Raw genomic sequence first — 16,073 nt, 5'->3', positions numbered from 1 at the left:
CGAAGAACTTATTAGAAAAATAAATAAATCAAACTGCGTGGGAGAGCGATTTCACCGTATGGTTTGGAAACATTGAAGAAATCTCGTGAGATTGCTTTTTCAGGAACTCCGCGAAGTCATCGGCGACTGGGGAAAGCGGGCGCTTTTTTGGGGTGATCAACTGCAAATTCCGAAACACGGCCGGTTCTGAGAGGTTCCGGTATACCAGCGAGGGGTTCAGATAATCCGGTGCCGCCAGCGCGGGAAGGGCAGTAACGGATTCACCGGTTTCGATGAGACCGACCAGCGCCGCGATTGTGAGTACCGTGAAATCCGGTGTTGTGACACTTGCAGGCAACCCCGAGACATTCATAGTCAGGCGGCTGGTTCCGGTATCCGCCGCCATTCCGACAAAGGACTGATTGGTCAGGTCGGACCAGGTCAGAGGGTCCTTGCAGCGGGCCAATTGGTGATCACCCCGGCAGATCAGACCAACTTGATCCCGCAGGAACGGCCTGTATTCAAGTTCCGAATTGTCAGACCAGCTGTTAGAAATTCCGAAGTCTGCTTCTCCATTTAGAACCTGTGCTTCAACCCCGCGACCATTGTCGTCCTGCATGTGGACTTTCACATCAGGTGCCAGCGCTAAATACGTGCGTATGGCTTGCGGCAAAACCCGAATGGCGACGGAGGGCAATACCGCGACGGTGACACGGTTTTTCTGTTTTTCTGCGTTTGTGCGGGTTGAAATAATGGCAGCTTCAACATCTGCCAGTATCTTTTCCGCTTTTGGCAGAAAATCCTGTCCCAAAGGCGTCAGGGAAACGGATCGGGTTGTCCTGGAAAGCAACGGGACACCAACGATCTCTTCAAACTGCTGAATGCTCAGTGAAAGAGCAGATTGTGAAATCGCAAGTTCCTGCGCGGCCCCGCTGAAGGACCCGTATTTGGCCACGCTGACAAAGGCGCGAAACTGCTTCAGCGATAGATTTCGGGCGATCTTGTTATCCATGAATTGAGCATACCCGTCACCGGTTTCACTTTGAACAGGACAAAACGCCTATGGGACAGAGCTCACTCAGTTGATCGGGGCTTCCGTACAATTGCTATGTCAGAACCTATCGCTGTCGGGAGCACTCAAAATGCTGCGCCGCGCACGAATGTCAGCTTCGGGGGGCGTAGAACTACGAGAATCGAGAATACTCAATGTCTGGTAAGGGCCGCTCCTTGTCATTTCGAGCATGGCGCAGCGAAGGTCTGCAACGCCTACTGATACGATGCCGCCCCCTGCCGGAGCAGACGCGTTGCTTAGCCAATTTCCCCGATAACATCTAATATCGCGGCTGCGGCTGCCGTTCCTCGGGCGATCGAGGCGCTTTGGCTCATCTCGATCCCACTCAGAGCGACGCGTGCTCGGATACGTCTGTCCAGCGACGCAGAGAACACCGCTGCAAGTTCTCCTATGGTCCAGTGGTTCGCAGCGACGCGCACCCGTTCGCCACGCCGCCGGGCCTCACTATCGGCTTCTGCAAGAAGCGGGAGAGCCTCGTTTAGCTCGGCTTCGGACCGAAGATGATCACGGATGATCTGCGGTTCCCCATTGGCACGCCACCATGCCTTTGCGGCATCGACATCATGGCCGAACGTCTCTTTGAATCGTTGCTCGAAAGGGCTTTCAAACGTCCACGGGGCATCGCGGACCTCTCGGTTTGCAATCGCACTGGTCGAAACGCGTCCACCTTTCGACGCCAGCTCGTAGAAGACCTGGTCGCGTATCGCGTCGTGGATGGGGCTTGTTGCATCCGTTGAAAGCCCGACCGCGTCATCGAAGCTCGCGGCAACCAGCGGTAACATGGCCGACGCCCCAAGCCCAAGGCAGTGAAAGCTGTCGAGCCGACCCCCCGCCTCGCGCAACCCGACATCAAGCCCGCTTAAGATCTGCGCCAATCGGACATAACGTCTCGGCGCTGGCCGCTCCAGCCGATGGCTCCCAGAGCCGATGACAAAAAAGTCCGTCGCAGTGCTGTCCATATTGATCCCGGCGATGCCGATTGCAGCGAAGCGCACCCCAGCCTCGGCCGCAAGACGACCAGCCGTCCGGGCTGTGTTAAAATCGACCGCACTGAGCACCGCATATATGTTCAAATTGGCGCTTCTTGGATCCGCGTTTATCGCCTTCCATAACCTGAGGGAGCGTCGGTTTCTGGTCGCATAACGGCTAACAGAAAAACCGGTTACTTCACGCTCCAACTGCAACGCTAGAAGGCAAGCGACTGCAAAATCCTCTTGCGCGATCAGGTCGGTCGGATCCATCGACAGTTGCAACTCGATCAAAGCGTCACGATCGATTGCGTTCGACACGGCGGTGGCATGATCGATCACGCTGTTTGCCAGATCTTTGGCGGTTTGGCGAAGGGCGGGGGGAATGTCGCTTCCGCGTGGCACATGGCCAATATCCCGGCGAATATCACGGACTTGATCGCGTACGGACCCGGCATCATCGGCGAACACGTCGATGACCTGTTCAATGAGCTGCTTGGTGCCATTGTCCGCGAACAGTGGCAGATCGAGGTCGCGGACGTGGGCCGCCGCCTCAAGTGTGCTCGGCGTTACCCGATGAGAGGAAAGAAGGTAGGCGCGTGGCTGGATGTCTTCTGCTGCGAAGGCAGCAATCGTTTCATTCCGCAGGTTCGCAACAAAGCGCATCTCGCCGTACTCTCCTTGGGTTCTTGTCACCCTCTGTGGCCTTCAACGTCATCAGGGCGTTAAAATAGTCTCGTTCAGATCGTGCAGGCACACTTCCAGTTCCTCTCGGAGGGCGTCAGCCTCGTCCATGGTGATCTCCCACGCGGTTCCAAGGTTATCTGCGTGGTTCCATGCGGCCTCGACGTCGGGCGGCAAATCGATGTCTTCTTCGATCTGCTCGAGCATCTCCAGAAGTTGTTCCCTGGCTTCAAAGTACTCTTCGAGAAATTCATCGGCGGCGTCCAATGCTTCACCATGGGCATCTCGTTCAGAACGGCATCCATCAGAAACCGGCATGTGTCTCTCCTATCGTCGGAAAAGGGGCAGGTAGAGAAGTTCTCCGGCCCCGAAACGCATTTCATCATCGTCCCCCAGACCGTGCGGTCCGAGCGACCATATCAGGTTGGCACCGTTGCGCCATGGCTCGAACCAACGGTCCGCCAGCCCAAGAAACGCCACGCGCCAGCTCGATTGCCCTAGATCGTTCAGCGCAAGCGCGTCGATCTCGACGGCAGGCTCGCCGCCAAAAAGCGTGGAACCTGCTTTGAACAATCCGTTCGCGCGCACAAAGGAATCCAGCGTGACCCCTGCATGGGGAAGGTGCGCGAAGATCGCGACGGCGTTTGCGGTCGTGTCGCTGGACGGGTCGTGCAGGACCACCCGGCTGACCAGCTTGCCATCGCCCAGGCGCAGTGCCTCTAGCGACCTCACGAACCCCTCGATCTCGACGAAATCGCCGTCGTTCACTGCATCGAGATCCTTCAGGGGGACATCCCTGCCGTTGGGCAATGGCCCGTCGAAGGCGGTCGTTTCTGTTCTGCGCATCAACGCATCTACCTCCTCGGGCGGATGAAGGCTGAGCGCGTGAAGCGCCATGCGATAGCTCGCGCAATGGCTGGCAATCGCTTCGCGGGTCAGCATTCCAGCGCGCGCGGCAAGCCGACCCATCCGTTCGGATGCAGCGCCTTTCCCATCGTCGCGAAGGAACAGCATCGTCTGCCGGATGGCACCTTGGGTTCGCACAAAAATCGGAAGCCGACGCTCGATCTCGACCGCCAGCGCCATGGCCGCGCGGGCCGTGTGATCGGCGCTCTCTTGCCCCGCAAGGGCGCAATAGATGCGCCGTTGACCGCGTTCGAGCCACCGTTCCGCGTTCACTAAAACGGCCTCTGTTGCTTGGTGATGTCGATCAATATCGGACGATCTTGAGGGCGCGCGGTTGGTGCGTTGAGAAAGATGAAACTCTGCATGGACACGTGCCAAAAGACCTCGGGACAGGCAAGACAACACCAAGTCAGATTGCGCCTTGATTTGGTCCGCCTGCGAAGCGGCGAGGCGGAAGGAGTACAGCTCTAACAGCGGCACGTCTTTGGTTTTACCTTCTTCCAGCATGGCGACAGAGGCGTCGAGATCGACCCGCTCTTCAATCGTCTTAGATGCCGAGCGGATCCTCGATTTCAAAGACGGCTTCAGCTCCTGGCCAAGACGATGCTCGATGCGCGAAATCGCGCTTTCGAGACGCGCAGCCGGATCGCTGTCTGCGAGTTTCTCGCGGAGACCTTCAAGGAAAGCCTGACCACCGCCGCCGCCCACCGCGTTCATTAGAAGATTGGCATAGTGTTCCGCCTGGCGATGTTCGGATTGGTCACGAGCACTCGCGACCGTCTCGGCTTCTTGCAAAAGCCGAAAGGACGCGTGTCCCAAGGCCAAGCAGCGCAGGCCCTGATCGGCAAGCGACGGCCAATCTTGATCAATCACGCCTTGGCGGACAGAAATTGCTGTCTGCATCAGATCCCCCAGCGGAACTCTGGTCCTAGGAGGCAACCCGATCAGGTGAATGCGATTTTCGAAAAGTCCGGTTTCATCGCCGGAAATAGACTCCATAATCAATGTCCCCCTTACGGCGGTTTGAATAAATGCGATCCCCCAATAGGCGTCGCGGTATGTGAAAACTCGTCTGGAACAAAGAAAAGCGTGTTAAAATCTTATCCATATATACTATATTTTGCCCTTTCACACAATCTCCCGGTTCCCGCCAGAGTAGACGTTTGCGTGCGAAGTGTCCTTGGATTTGCGGGATCTACGCGCTTGTCACTGACGACACTCACGGATTTCGACCCAGCGAATGATACCTCTGCGTGGCGATGGAGAATCCACAGGTGCCGCTTAACTTGGAGTATCCGGCTGAAGCGGGCCTTGGTGTATAGCGCAACCAACGGCATCTGTGGGTGGCTCCTGCATTGCAAGAGTTTTTGGTGATGTTTGCGGGTATTTTCGTCAGTACTGTCGTCTGTCCGGCCTGTTTGCGTGGCGGCATTGTCGCCACTGGCCTTGATGAATTCCGCGAGCGAGGTTCCAATCGGCTCATCGACCTCAGAGGGCCGCTGCCATTGCCGGAGTGTCCTTGCTCTTGGTTGACTTAATTCCGCATCATCACTTCAACGTCTTGCATCTCGTGGGCAGTTGGCGCGGTTAGAACGCAGGCTGCCGGTATTCCTGTTTCTTTGTGAGCATCGCCCAGGTGGCCCGCGCGGCCTTGTTGGCCATGGCAGTTGTTGCCAGTCGGAACGGTTTGTCTGCGATAATTCTCGCCGTCCACAGATCGACCTTCTCTGGCGAACGTTTCGCCATCACAGCGCGCGATGTCATGCCTACGACCAACAGCTTGCGAATGTAGCGATCACCCTGCTTTGTGATCTTGCCCAGACGTTCCTTCCCACCACTGGATTTGTTGAGTGGGGTGAGCCCCAACCACGCGGCCAAGTCACGCCCTGTGCGGAACTGTTTTGCATCGCCGATTGTTGCGACAATCGCTGAGGCCGTGATCGGTCCAATTCCAGGCATGCGCATCAATCTTCGCGCATCTGCATTCAGAAGGGCATGTTGCTGGACCATCTTAGAATAGCCGTCGATGCGTTCATTCAAACCGATGAGCTGATAACATTGGATGCCAAGCATACCGTTGGCAATCTCAGGCATGTCTGGACAGTCACCATCAAGGTGGCGCTTTGCAAATGCCGTGACGGCCTCTATCCCAATGGGCAATATGTGCCCAAACTCGCGCAAAAGACTGCGGATCATGTTGGCCAGTTGGGTGCGCTGCCGGACGGCCAGATCTCGTGTCCGGTGAATTGAGAGGATAGCTTGCTGTTCTTCCGTCTTGATCTCGACAAAGCGCATAGTTGGTCGACGGACCGCTTCACAGATTGCCTCGGCATCAACAGCGTCGCTCTTGCCGCGCTTCACGTAGGGTTTGACGTATCCGGCGGGCATGAGCTTCACATCATGGCCAAGCTTGCGCAGTTGGCGACCCCAGTGATGAGACGAGCCGCAGGCCTCCATTCCGACCCTGCACGGTGGAAGCGTCTCAAAGAAGCGGAGCAGCTTTGCGCTTTTGATGTCTCTGTTGAAAATCACTCGACCGTTCTCCGAAATGCCGTGCACTTGAAAAACGTCCTTGGCCAAATCCAGGCCTACGGTTTTTACTGTCATTGGGTGGCTCCTTTCCTAGCAGTCGATGATAACTGCACTGTGGCACATTCGATGCCGGTGGAGCAGGAGCCACCCACCTCATCCGGTCAGGGCTCGGAGCAGAGAGTGGCGGCAGCGAGACCAGATCACCCAATTCTCATCGCGGTTTACTGAAGCCGAGACATGTAGCAGGCAAGTCTTGATTTGAGTTGAGGGACCGCTTTCGGGTGTTCCAAAAACTCTAGGATATCCATCATTCGCCAGAACTGCCCTTCTTTGCCAAACTTTATCTCTGAAACCTCAGTCTTCGAAATCTGCGCGACCATGAAGTAAGCATGCTCGCTCGGCGCGCTGGCATTTGGGTATCGCCGTCTCCACACAATGCGGGCAATATCTAGTTTTAAATCAAATTCCTCTTCAGTTTCCCTAAGCACGCATTGTTCCGGTGTCTCTTTCCCCTCTCGTCCCCCGCCCGCCAGGTCCCAATGGTCCGGAAATGGGATTGATGGTTTGTTGTCACGCAAGTAGGTGACAACCTTTTCTTCACAGATGAGCGCGATTTTTGCACCAGAAAAGCTATCAAAACGCTTCATGGCATTTGTCTCCTGAGGCCATCTTGCTACGCATTCTAATGCAAGATTTCAAAGCAGTCACATGACCGTTTCGTTCGCTTACCGGACGCATGCACGTGCAAAGATCAAGTAGCTTGGGAAAGGCAGCTCAGGGCTCTGACCACCAGTCGGTACGAGTCGCAGAGAAAGGTAGGAGAGAGCCCAACCTTGCAGAGTTGCCGCGATGCGGCCAATGTCGCTTAACTTCTTTTCTGTAAATAGGCCTTTACCCATAAAGTTGTTTTCCCTCAGCGCATCCACCTTTGCCGTTGCAGCGATTTTGATCGGTGCATGTACACCAAAAAGCCCGGAGTCTCGTTTAGAACAATTGCGGACGAGCAAGCTTGAGAAAGGGGCTGAAATTTTAGCTGAGTGTCGGGAAACTAAGTGTTCGGATTTACGACTGAGCTTCGCCTCGCTCGAAGATTATGCTGTATTGAATGAAATGACGCACGTGACCGCACTGGAGTTGAGGTACAACACATTTGAAAGTCTTGAGGACATTTCCTCGATGCGTCAGCTTGAAGAGTTGCGGATAACCGCAACAAAAATTCGAGATGTATCCGCATTCGCTAATTTTGAGAACTTGAAGGTTTTGCACATTCAATCAGGGTTGGCCGAGGACGTCAGACCCACATTGTTACAAATGCCTGACTTGGAACAGATCGCTATCAATTTACCAGATGACGGCGACATCTCATTTGTTGGTGGTTTGCCTGATTTGAAAAAGATTAGATTGCTTGGAAGTCAGGTTTCAGATCTACGGCCTTTAGTCGGACATCCAAGCCTCAGTTTTATCTTCATTCATTCAGGGTTACCACGCGACTTGTCTGCTTTGTTAGAAGTACCAAATCTGCAAACTCTGTGGATTTTCGACACAATTGAACAAAACGACAGCTCAGGGGTAATTGAACAGCTGAAAGCTAACGGTATCACCGTCAATCTCATACCGACCGTCATACTTTGATGGCGAGGATCACAGTTTCCAAAGCCGACCTTGGCGTAGTTGCAGCGAACTCACACTTCGTCCGCGTTCCGTGAGTTCGATTGCCATCGGATTATGCGCTCGCGGCGAAAGTCCGGTTCGGTGAAGCCGCATCGCGGCGCGGATCGACGCGGTGAATGTCTCCTGCGGGCCGCGTGCTCCTAGCATTGATGCCCGGGACGCTCGTATGCTGCACTTGCTCCGATGGCCACAGTGAGCCCCAAGGTGCCTAATCATTGCATCGCAGCGAATGTCACCTATTACTTTGGAGCATGGGGTTTGCGACACAAATCTGCACGGATCGGCTTTGCTTGCGTCCTATCAAGACGAACGACTTTGGGTTCTTCTTTCGGCTTTATGGAAATAGCCGTGTCAGGCAATATCTGGGGGGCACTGTTGGTCGGCGACAACGACTTGCGCGCTTTAAGGATTATCTGGCCGCCCCGGGCCATATTGGAATCTGGGTTGTGTGCAAAGCGAATGCAAAACTGCCAATTGGTCTTGTCGAATTGGGGCCCCACAAAGACGGAGGGGACTACGAGGTCTCCTACCAATTTGATCCGACCTTTTGGGGCCGGGGTTTCGCCTGCGAGGCGGTCCGGGCAGTCCTTGAACACGCTATAGATGGCCATGGTTTGGAGCGGATTATCGCAGAAACACAAAGCGCTAACGCGGCATCCTGCAGTTTGTTGCGGAAACAAGGAATGGTCGAGATTTGTCGGATTCAACGATTTGGAACCGAGCAAATCATCTTTGGTACGAACTGAAAGCGGATCTTTTGGCTAGAGATACCAACGGCAATTTCGTCCGCGTCTTTCCTTCTCGCAGGCGATGATGCGGATGGAAGAGCTTCCCGACAGCGCACATTCGTGCATTGAGCGGCGAAGGGGTTGGGAGAGCCCAAACTGTCGAATGCTGCAATCAGTTGGAATGTCCGCTTCTGGGCTGGCTGGTAAGAAAATCTGACCCTACCAATAAATACCGCCGCTTGCTTCATCGCCACCATACGTGATGGCCCCATCGCAGATGGTCAGCGCGATGGGCAATTTGCTCAGGTCGTTCGGTGCGTGGGTCGCAATGTTTCCATCCAGCATGACCAAATCTGCCGCCAGCCCGGTCTTGAGGCATCCGTGGTGTTTTTCTCGGAATGCCAACCAAGCATTCACAGCGGTGTAGCTGTCTAACGTTTCCATCAGAGTCTGGCTCTGATCTGGCCAGTTCAGCCCAAGGTCCACTGGAGCCACAGCACATTGGATATTGGTCATAACGTCCACCGGCACGACGGGCCAATCGGTAGAGAATGCCAAAGGGATGCCTTGGTCACGTAGAGTTCGCCACGCATAAGACCGCGCGCATTCATCATCATACAAAACAGTGTTCGGTTGGGGCGGCTCAAAGAAGCCGGCAAAAGCTGCGTGCCGGGGCTGCATCGAGGCGACGACATTCAACGCTTTCATTCGGTCGATATCCGCCTCGGAAATCACTTCGATATGCTCGATCCGGTGGCGTGCATCGCGTTTGCCATTGTGTTTGCGGGCGTATTCATACCCGTCCAGCACGCGACTAACTGCAAGATCTCCCACTGCATGCACGCTGATCTGCAACCCCATCGCGTCAGCGATACGGCAAGCTTCGTTAAAGTGGTCGGGGTCAAACACCGCTTCGCCCTGCGTATCCGGCGTATCAGGATAAGCGCGGGATTTCAGGGCTGTTCGGCTTTCCAGCACACCATCCATGAACATTTTCACCCGACCGGACCAGACTTTGTCGCCGTTGTATTGTTCGTGCATTTCAGCGGCCTCTTGCAACCGCTCAAGTGGGTCGTAATTTTTCAGATGCATGGGCACCTGAACGCGCACGTTCAGCTGCCCTTCTGCCTCCAGCTCGCTGAGAAGTTCAAGTTGGTAAAAATTGCCGTCCATGTTGTGTAGAGTTGTAATGCCATGCGCGGCCACATGGTCGATCCCTTTCAAAAGTAGCGCCTTGTCCGCTTCGCGTTCTGCCGCGGTCGCAGCGGGGTCAGGGTCGTCCCCTGTGACATAACCCAGCATGTCCCGCCCGCCAGTGCGCGACAGGGCCAGAACCGGACCAAAGGCACCGGTTTCCAATAAAACCCCATTGGCCAGCCCATCATCCCCCATCACCACAGTGCTGCCTTCGGGCATGTCAGCCCCATGCAACAGCCCTGCTGCCCTAAGCGCAGAGGTGTTGGCCCAGACCGTGTGAAGATCTGCCGCCAATAAAGCAAAGGGTTGATCCGGCAGGATGGAGTCGAGCAAGCGGCACGGAGAGGTGTCTTGTCCAACAAACAGGTCATAGAAGGCGCCCACACCCAATATGAGCGGCTCTTCGGGACGCGCGTTGGCATAGTCCAGAACTTTTTGCCTTACCTCGGCCAAATCCATCAGCCCACCCACCGGCAAGAAATCCAACTCGGCTGATCCCTGAAACAGATGCACATGGCTGTCGATAAAGCCGGGCAACACCGTGCGCCCATTCGCGTCAATCACCTTTGTTTGCGCTTGAGCAAGGGCTTGTATGTCAGCCGTTTTTCCAATCGCGGAAATGCGCTGTCCTGTAATGGCAATGGCTTCGGCGCGGGGATGATCCGGCACCATCGTCAGAATATGTGCGTTCAGAATGATCAGGTCGGTCATATACCGCTAGCTTTCGATGGAAAAGTGGCGGGGCTGTAGCCCCGCCTTTTTTAGGTGGCGCTATTGTAGAAGTGCGGTCCAAACGCGGTTCTGCAATTCTACCGCCTCGGGAGAGCAAGTTTGCGAGAAGACAAGCGGTGTGCCTTCCGGCGGTGAAAGTTCATGGGCCGTCTTCAATTTCTCGCTCATGAATGCGTCGCTGCCTGTAATCCCATTGGAGTACCCGGCGAAGTTCGACTGAATCGCGATGTTTTCCGGGTCCATCAAGAATTCAATGAACTTGACGGCATTGTCATAGTTGGGTGCGCCTTTGGGGACTGCAATATTGTCAGCCCACGCAATCACACCCTCTTTCGGAAAGGCGTATTTCATCGCTGGGTTTTCGTCGCGCGCCCGAATGGAATACCCATTCCAGTTTTGGTGCACCGCAACATCTCCAGACGTCAGACGTTCAAGAATGCCGTCGGAGCTATAAGTCTTCACATGCGGTTTTTGTGCTTTCAGCAGGTCGAGGATCTTTTGCATGTCTTCGGGGTTTTCGTTGCAAAGCGGCAGACCAAGCGAGATCAATCCCATCGAGATCACCTCATCTGCTGATTTGAACATGCCAATTTTACCCTGCAATTCTTCGGACGGTTGGAACAGAATATCATAGGTGTTGATATCGCCGCCATAGACATCCGTGTTCACCGTGAACGACGTCGTCCCCCATTGCCATGGGATCGTATAGGTATTGTCCTTGTCCCAGCTCGGGCTGGTGAAATCCGCGTTCAAGTTGGCCGCGCCTTCAAGTTTCGACGCATTGATCGGCTGCAATAACCCTTCTGAGACGAAGATCTCGACAAAGTTGTGGCTGGGCACAACGATGTCATATCCGGTGGCCCCGGATTGCAGCTTGGCCAGCAAAGTCTCGTTGGAATCGTAAGTGTCTAGCGTGACGGAAATGCCCGTCTCAGCCTCGAACTTCTTGATTAGTTCGGGTGCCGTGTAATCTGTCCAGTTATAGACAAATAATTCACCGTCGGCAAAGGCGGCGCCAGTGCCAAGCAGCAGGCCCAGCAATGATGTTGCGATCTTTTTCATGGTTTCCTCCCAGTTATGAGCCGCGTCCCTATTTCTTTTTTCCGACCAGATAGGACACAGTGACGATGAGGACCGAAACCCCCAAAAGAACGGTCGAGATGGCGTTGACCTCGGGCGTGATCCCTACGCGTACAAGGCTGTAGATATAGATAGGCAAGGTGGTCGATCCGGCCTCGGCCACCATTAGCGTGATGATGAAATCATCCAGCGAGATAATGAAGGCAAGCATGGCACCGGACACGATGCCCGGCATCAAAAGTGGCAACGTGACCAGCCGCAGCGTGGCCCATTTGTTTGAATACAGATCGCGTGCCGCCGTTTCCAAACTCTCATCCATCCCATCCAGACGGGCGCGGATAGGCAGATAGGCGAAGGGGATGCAAAACACCGAATGCGCAATGATGATATTGCCCAGCCCTAGCGACAAGCCAATGGCCGAAAAGAACGTGAGCGTGGCCACGGCGGTCACAATCTCAGGCACCATCAAAGGCAGGATCAATACACCACCGAACAAGTTCTTCTTCGTCACAGCCCGGTTTCGTGTCAGTGCCAACGCCGCCATCGTTGCCATGGTCGTGGCAAACGCGGTCGAAAATACAGCGATGATCAGGCTGTTTTTTGTGGCGCGCTGAATGTCGTCGTTGGCAAAAGCTTTGACATACCATTCCAGTGAAAAGCCGCTCCAGACTGTCGCGGATTTTGAGGCGTTAAAAGAAAACACCACTAGGATGATCAGCGGCAAATAGAGGAACAGAAAGAAAAACAACGTGACCCAATTGAAACCGGGTAGCCAGCGTATGTCATTTTTTTGGGTCAATGCTGGATCCCCCCACCGTTTTTCTTGGCGCTGCGGGCATAGAAGAACAAGCACATCAGAACCATCGCCATGATGACCATCGCCAGTGCAGATCCGAAGGGCCAGTTGCGCGCAGACGAGAATTGCAGCTGCACCAAAGAGCCGAGCATCAGGTTCTTGCCGCCACCCAAAAGGTCGGGCGCGATGAATGCTCCAAGTGCTGGAATAAAGACCAGGATCGAGCCTGCGATAATCCCCGGCATCGCCAGCGGGATCACCACGTAACGCAACGCCACCCAGCGGTTGGAATATAGGTCGCGCGCGGCCTCGATCAGACGCCGGTCCAGCCGCTCAAGCGCCGCATAGATCGGCAGCACCATGAAGGGCACATAGGTATAGATCAGGCCAAGCGCGATTGCCCCTTCGGTGTAAAGTAGGGTCAGTGGCTCATCTATAAGTCCCAGCCTCATCAACCCGCCATTGATCAGCCCGGTGTCGCGCAACACAAGAATCCAGCAATAGGTTCGGATCAACAGATTGGTCCAGAACGGGATGGTGATGAGTAGCAGATAGATATTGCGTCGCTCTTCCGGTTGGCACGCGATGTAATATGCGACTGGAAATCCAAGGGCCAGACAACCGATAACCGAAACAACAGCCACCCAAACGGACCGAAAAGCGATCTTCAGATAGGCCGGATCAAAGACCATCTGGTCAAACAAGTCGCGCTGAAACAGAAGGCGTCGATAGGCATCGATTGAAAACTCGGCCTTCACGCCACCGTAATCACCCGGTGCCAGAAATGAATAGACCAGTATGATCAGGATCGGCACGATCATGAATACCCCGATCACTACCGTTGCCGGGATCAGTGCTGCGTGCGACCGTATCTTGGCACCGACCTGCATCATGTCGTCAACACCCGCACCGCCGCGGGATCAATTTCGACCACCACTTTCGAACCCACATCCGCAATAGCGGTTCCGTCCTTGTGGTTCTCTGAGCGCACCGTCAGCGACCCGCCTTGCGCCAATTCTACAACGTAGTCAGTGCTGTTGCCCAGATATAGGATATCTGAAACCCGTCCGGACAGCCCATTGCCCGCGTGTTTGAGGGTCGCTTTCTCGGGGCGGAAAAACAGGGTCACCTTAGCGCCGGTCGCAACCTCGGTGTGCGGACCGACTACGGTCGCACCGTTGGGCAGCTTGTAACCGGTGCCACCCATTGTTTCGGCATCAAAAAAATCTGCATCGCCAATAAATTCGGCGACAAAGCGATTTTCTGGAAATTCATAGATGGTGGCGGGATCTCCCACCTGTTGGATCTCACCTTGCGACATCACCGCGATCCGGTCGCTCATCGCCAATGCCTCTTCTTGATCATGGGTGACAAAGACAAAAGTGATCCCGGTTTCTCTCTGAAGGCGCTTGAGCTCTGCCCGCATGGATTGGCGTAATTTCAGGTCAAGCGCAGAGAGTGGCTCGTCCAACAGCAACACACGCGGCTGCGGGGCAAGCGCACGGGCCAGCGCTACCCGTTGCTGTTGCCCACCCGACAACTGGTCTGGCTTGCGCGCGCCGAAATCGGACAGATGCACCAGATCAAGCATTTCTTGCGCCACGCGCCTTGCCTCGGCATCCGGTTTGCGCAGACGCTTGAGGCCAAAGGCAATGTTCTCCAGAACTGTCATGTGTGGAAACAACGAATAATGCTGAAAAACCGTATTGATTGGGCGTTTTTCCGGCGGCAGGTGCGCGATGTCGTCTCCGAACAAGGTCAGTTCACCTGCGCTCGGCACCTCGAACCCCGCCATAAGGCGCAAAAGCGTAGTTTTGCCACAGCCTGATGGTCCCAAAAGCGTAAAGAACTCATTGTCATTGATTGTAAGATCGGCATTTCGCAGCGCCCGCACCGGCGGCGACCCCGGATATGTCTTTTGCAGCCCGTTCAAGCCGATTGCGGATGTCATCCATCCCTCCCAAATCCTGCGCCTTTGTTTGCGCTGTTGATTTCAACGTTAATTGACACAGAAACAATCAACCAATACCACCAGAGTGGTATAATTTGCAAAAAATGCATGAATTAGGTGGTGTCTAGCGGCTATGAGGGCGCTCTATGGATGAATACGATTTTCTGGGTGAAATCGCCGTTGCGGACAGCGTGGACAGCTTTGATCGCGCGATCACCCCGTTTTTCGGCCCGATATTTCAAGCCAAAAGTATACTAGCGATCCACTTCCACCGCACGCGTCTTCCCAAAGTCCTATTTCGCTGGATACCAGATGAGACGCTGCGCCAACTGTTTGATGAACGGTATGAAAAGCTGGGATTTATGGTCGATCCATTTTTCCATCGTGCTTTTCTGGTGCAGGATTGGGAGGCTTGTCTGTTGAGAGACATCGCGCCGGACCGGTTTGAATCAAGCGAGTACTTCACCAACTATTTCGGGGACACAAATATGGTGGATGAACTGGGCTTTGTCTCTCGAATCGACAATGAAACAGCAGTCCACCTCTCGATGGGGCGCAATCAAGGGCAGCGACGTTTTCGCAGCAACGAAGTAACCAAGTTTCGACAATGCGCAAAAATCCTAGCCCCCAAGCTGAGGCAAATTCTAATCAACCAGCCTACCGAAGAAGTCGTGGAAGCACAGCCATTAGATCGCAGATTTCATGCCATGGCCCAAGCACGCCACACGGATATCTCGATGCGCGAGGCAGAGGTTGCGGCCTTGATTGTCCAGGGCCATTCCAGCAGAGCCATCGGATTGAAACTTGGAATTTCAAGCCAAACCGTCAAAGTCCACCGAAGAACGCTTTACAAAAAGCTAAGCATCTCATCACAAAATGAACTGTTCGGATTGCTTGTCAGTTATGTCGGGGTGGATGCGTAGCAGTTCCGCGAACAATAAGAGATCCGGTCTAACCCGGGGTCTCCTGTCGCGATTCAATAATCCCGGAAAATATCGTACCAGACATTCGGTCATCATCCGAGAGCGGCTGCTTTGTCTAAGGTTTGTGGCTGCTGTCAGCGTGAGCTGCAGCGGCGATAAATCTGACAAGGAGGAAAGCGCGGGCGGCTTTCGCTGCTATGGGGATAGTGGCTCGAGGCTTGGTTGGCGGATGCCATGACGCTTGAGGCTGACGACACCGATCCGTGCCGGCCAGCTGATCTTTCTGGGCCCATGCCGCGGGATCGTCATTTTGCTGTTGCCATTGGCCTGCTGCAACGTGGGTTTCGGTGGAGTGGCCGCAACGACTGGTCCGGTGCCTGCTGATGGTGGAACCAGGTGTGAGGGCTGGATCATGCGGCATCCTCCCAGGGTGGCGCGCGGGATCGCGGGGTCTGACCGCGGGTGAAGGTCTCGATGACCACCATGGCGCCGCCGCATTTCGGGCAAGGCTGAAGCTGGTCGTCTTCGTCAGCGCCGGTGAGCGGAGGTTCGTGGGCCATTTGATCCGGCTTTGGTTCGCTGTCGAGCAAGCGCCTGATCATTGCGATCCTGTCACGACGGATGCCGTTGGCGAGGAAGCCCGCATGGCGGATGCGGTGGAAGCCCGACGGCAGGACGTGGATCAGGAAGCGGCGGATGAACTCCGCCGTTGGCAGGCGCATGACCTTCATGCGATCGCCTTTCTTGATCCGGTAGTCCTTCCACCGGAAGGCCACGGTGTCGGCATCTGCGCTGACGAGGCGGTGGTTCGAGATCGCGACGCGGTGGATGTAGCGGCTGAGGTAGGCCAGTAC

At 54.9% G+C, this 16,073-nt stretch carries 16 protein-coding genes; 3 read left to right on the top strand and 13 right to left on the bottom strand.

Annotation, left to right across the window (positions count from 1 at the left end):
- Window positions 1–28: 28 nt before the first annotated feature.
- From D9K61_RS10825 to D9K61_RS10800, 6 genes are all read right to left on the bottom strand, one after another.
- Entirely contained in the window at window positions 29–991 is a 963-nt protein-coding gene (locus D9K61_RS10825; RefSeq protein WP_120633271.1) for a LysR family transcriptional regulator, read from the bottom strand.
- 296 nt (window positions 992–1,287) lie between these two features.
- The gene (locus tag D9K61_RS10820) at window positions 1,288–2,715 is read right to left on the bottom strand and encodes a hypothetical protein (protein ID WP_120633270.1); all 1,428 of its coding nucleotides are present in this window, start codon (window positions 2,713–2,715) and stop codon (window positions 1,288–1,290) included.
- Window positions 2,716–2,736: 21 nt separating this feature from the next.
- The gene (locus D9K61_RS10815; protein ID WP_120633269.1) at window positions 2,737–3,021 is read right to left on the bottom strand and encodes a hypothetical protein; all 285 of its coding nucleotides are present in this window, start codon (window positions 3,019–3,021) and stop codon (window positions 2,737–2,739) included.
- 9 nt (window positions 3,022–3,030) lie between these two features.
- Window positions 3,031–4,608, bottom strand: coding sequence for a hypothetical protein (locus tag D9K61_RS10810; protein WP_120633268.1), 1,578 nt, complete (start codon window positions 4,606–4,608; stop codon window positions 3,031–3,033).
- Window positions 4,609–5,196: 588 nt separating this feature from the next.
- On the bottom strand, window positions 5,197–6,216 hold the full coding sequence (locus tag D9K61_RS10805) for an IS110 family transposase (protein ID WP_120633267.1): 1,020 nt from the start codon (window positions 6,214–6,216) through the stop codon (window positions 5,197–5,199).
- 146 nt (window positions 6,217–6,362) lie between these two features.
- Window positions 6,363–6,788 (bottom strand): NUDIX hydrolase, encoded by a 426-nt coding sequence (locus D9K61_RS10800; RefSeq protein WP_120633266.1) that lies wholly within the window; start codon window positions 6,786–6,788, stop codon window positions 6,363–6,365.
- 211 nt (window positions 6,789–6,999) lie between these two features.
- Here D9K61_RS10800 and D9K61_RS10795 point away from each other — a divergent pair, with 211 nt between their 5' ends.
- Complete coding sequence (locus D9K61_RS10795; protein WP_120633265.1) at window positions 7,000–7,773, top strand: hypothetical protein; 774 nt, start codon at window positions 7,000–7,002, stop codon at window positions 7,771–7,773.
- Between the two features lie 290 nt (window positions 7,774–8,063).
- Window positions 8,064–8,558 (top strand): GNAT family N-acetyltransferase, encoded by a 495-nt coding sequence (locus tag D9K61_RS27835; RefSeq protein WP_120633264.1) that lies wholly within the window; start codon window positions 8,064–8,066, stop codon window positions 8,556–8,558.
- Window positions 8,559–8,759: 201 nt separating this feature from the next.
- Here the strand turns inward: D9K61_RS27835 and D9K61_RS10785 are convergent, their stop codons facing one another.
- The 5 genes from D9K61_RS10785 to D9K61_RS10765 are packed head-to-tail and all read right to left on the bottom strand — an operon-like array spanning window position 8,760 to window position 14,296.
- Entirely contained in the window at window positions 8,760–10,448 is a 1,689-nt protein-coding gene (locus D9K61_RS10785) for an amidohydrolase (protein WP_120633263.1), read from the bottom strand.
- A gap of 60 nt (window positions 10,449–10,508) precedes the next feature.
- Window positions 10,509–11,531: an extracellular solute-binding protein gene (locus tag D9K61_RS10780; RefSeq protein ID WP_120633262.1), complete on the bottom strand. Its 1,023-nt coding sequence runs from the start codon at window positions 11,529–11,531 to the stop codon at window positions 10,509–10,511.
- A gap of 28 nt (window positions 11,532–11,559) precedes the next feature.
- On the bottom strand, window positions 11,560–12,348 hold the full coding sequence (locus tag D9K61_RS10775; protein ID WP_120633261.1) for an ABC transporter permease: 789 nt from the start codon (window positions 12,346–12,348) through the stop codon (window positions 11,560–11,562).
- Window positions 12,345–13,238: an ABC transporter permease gene (locus D9K61_RS10770; protein ID WP_120633260.1), complete on the bottom strand. Its 894-nt coding sequence runs from the start codon at window positions 13,236–13,238 to the stop codon at window positions 12,345–12,347. Before D9K61_RS10770 ends, D9K61_RS10775 begins: the two co-directional genes overlap by 4 nt.
- Window positions 13,235–14,296, bottom strand: a complete 1,062-nt coding sequence (locus D9K61_RS10765; protein ID WP_120633259.1) for an ABC transporter ATP-binding protein — start codon at window positions 14,294–14,296, stop codon at window positions 13,235–13,237. Before D9K61_RS10765 ends, D9K61_RS10770 begins: the two co-directional genes overlap by 4 nt.
- A 146-nt stretch (window positions 14,297–14,442) precedes the next feature.
- On the opposite strand from D9K61_RS10765, the gene D9K61_RS10760 reads away from it, so the two are divergent.
- A complete protein-coding gene (locus tag D9K61_RS10760; RefSeq protein WP_120633258.1) occupies window positions 14,443–15,219 on the top strand; it encodes a helix-turn-helix transcriptional regulator in 777 nt (258 codons plus the stop codon).
- A gap of 195 nt (window positions 15,220–15,414) precedes the next feature.
- On the opposite strand, the gene D9K61_RS26930 is transcribed toward D9K61_RS10760, so the two are convergent.
- Both D9K61_RS26930 and D9K61_RS10755 read right to left on the bottom strand, forming a co-directional pair.
- Entirely contained in the window at window positions 15,415–15,633 is a 219-nt protein-coding gene (locus D9K61_RS26930; protein WP_162946747.1) for a hypothetical protein, read from the bottom strand.
- Window positions 15,630–16,073: transposase (locus D9K61_RS10755; protein ID WP_174235080.1), on the bottom strand; the 444-nt coding region annotated here is incomplete at its 5' end. The genes D9K61_RS26930 and D9K61_RS10755, both read right to left, overlap by 4 nt.

Origin of the sequence: Ruegeria sp. EL01, assembly GCF_900313035.1 — a bacterium.
Lineage (GTDB): Bacteria > Pseudomonadota > Alphaproteobacteria > Rhodobacterales > Rhodobacteraceae > Ruegeria.
The sequence above is the reverse complement of the archived record's forward strand: the minus strand, read 5'-3'. Positions and strand labels throughout refer to the sequence as shown.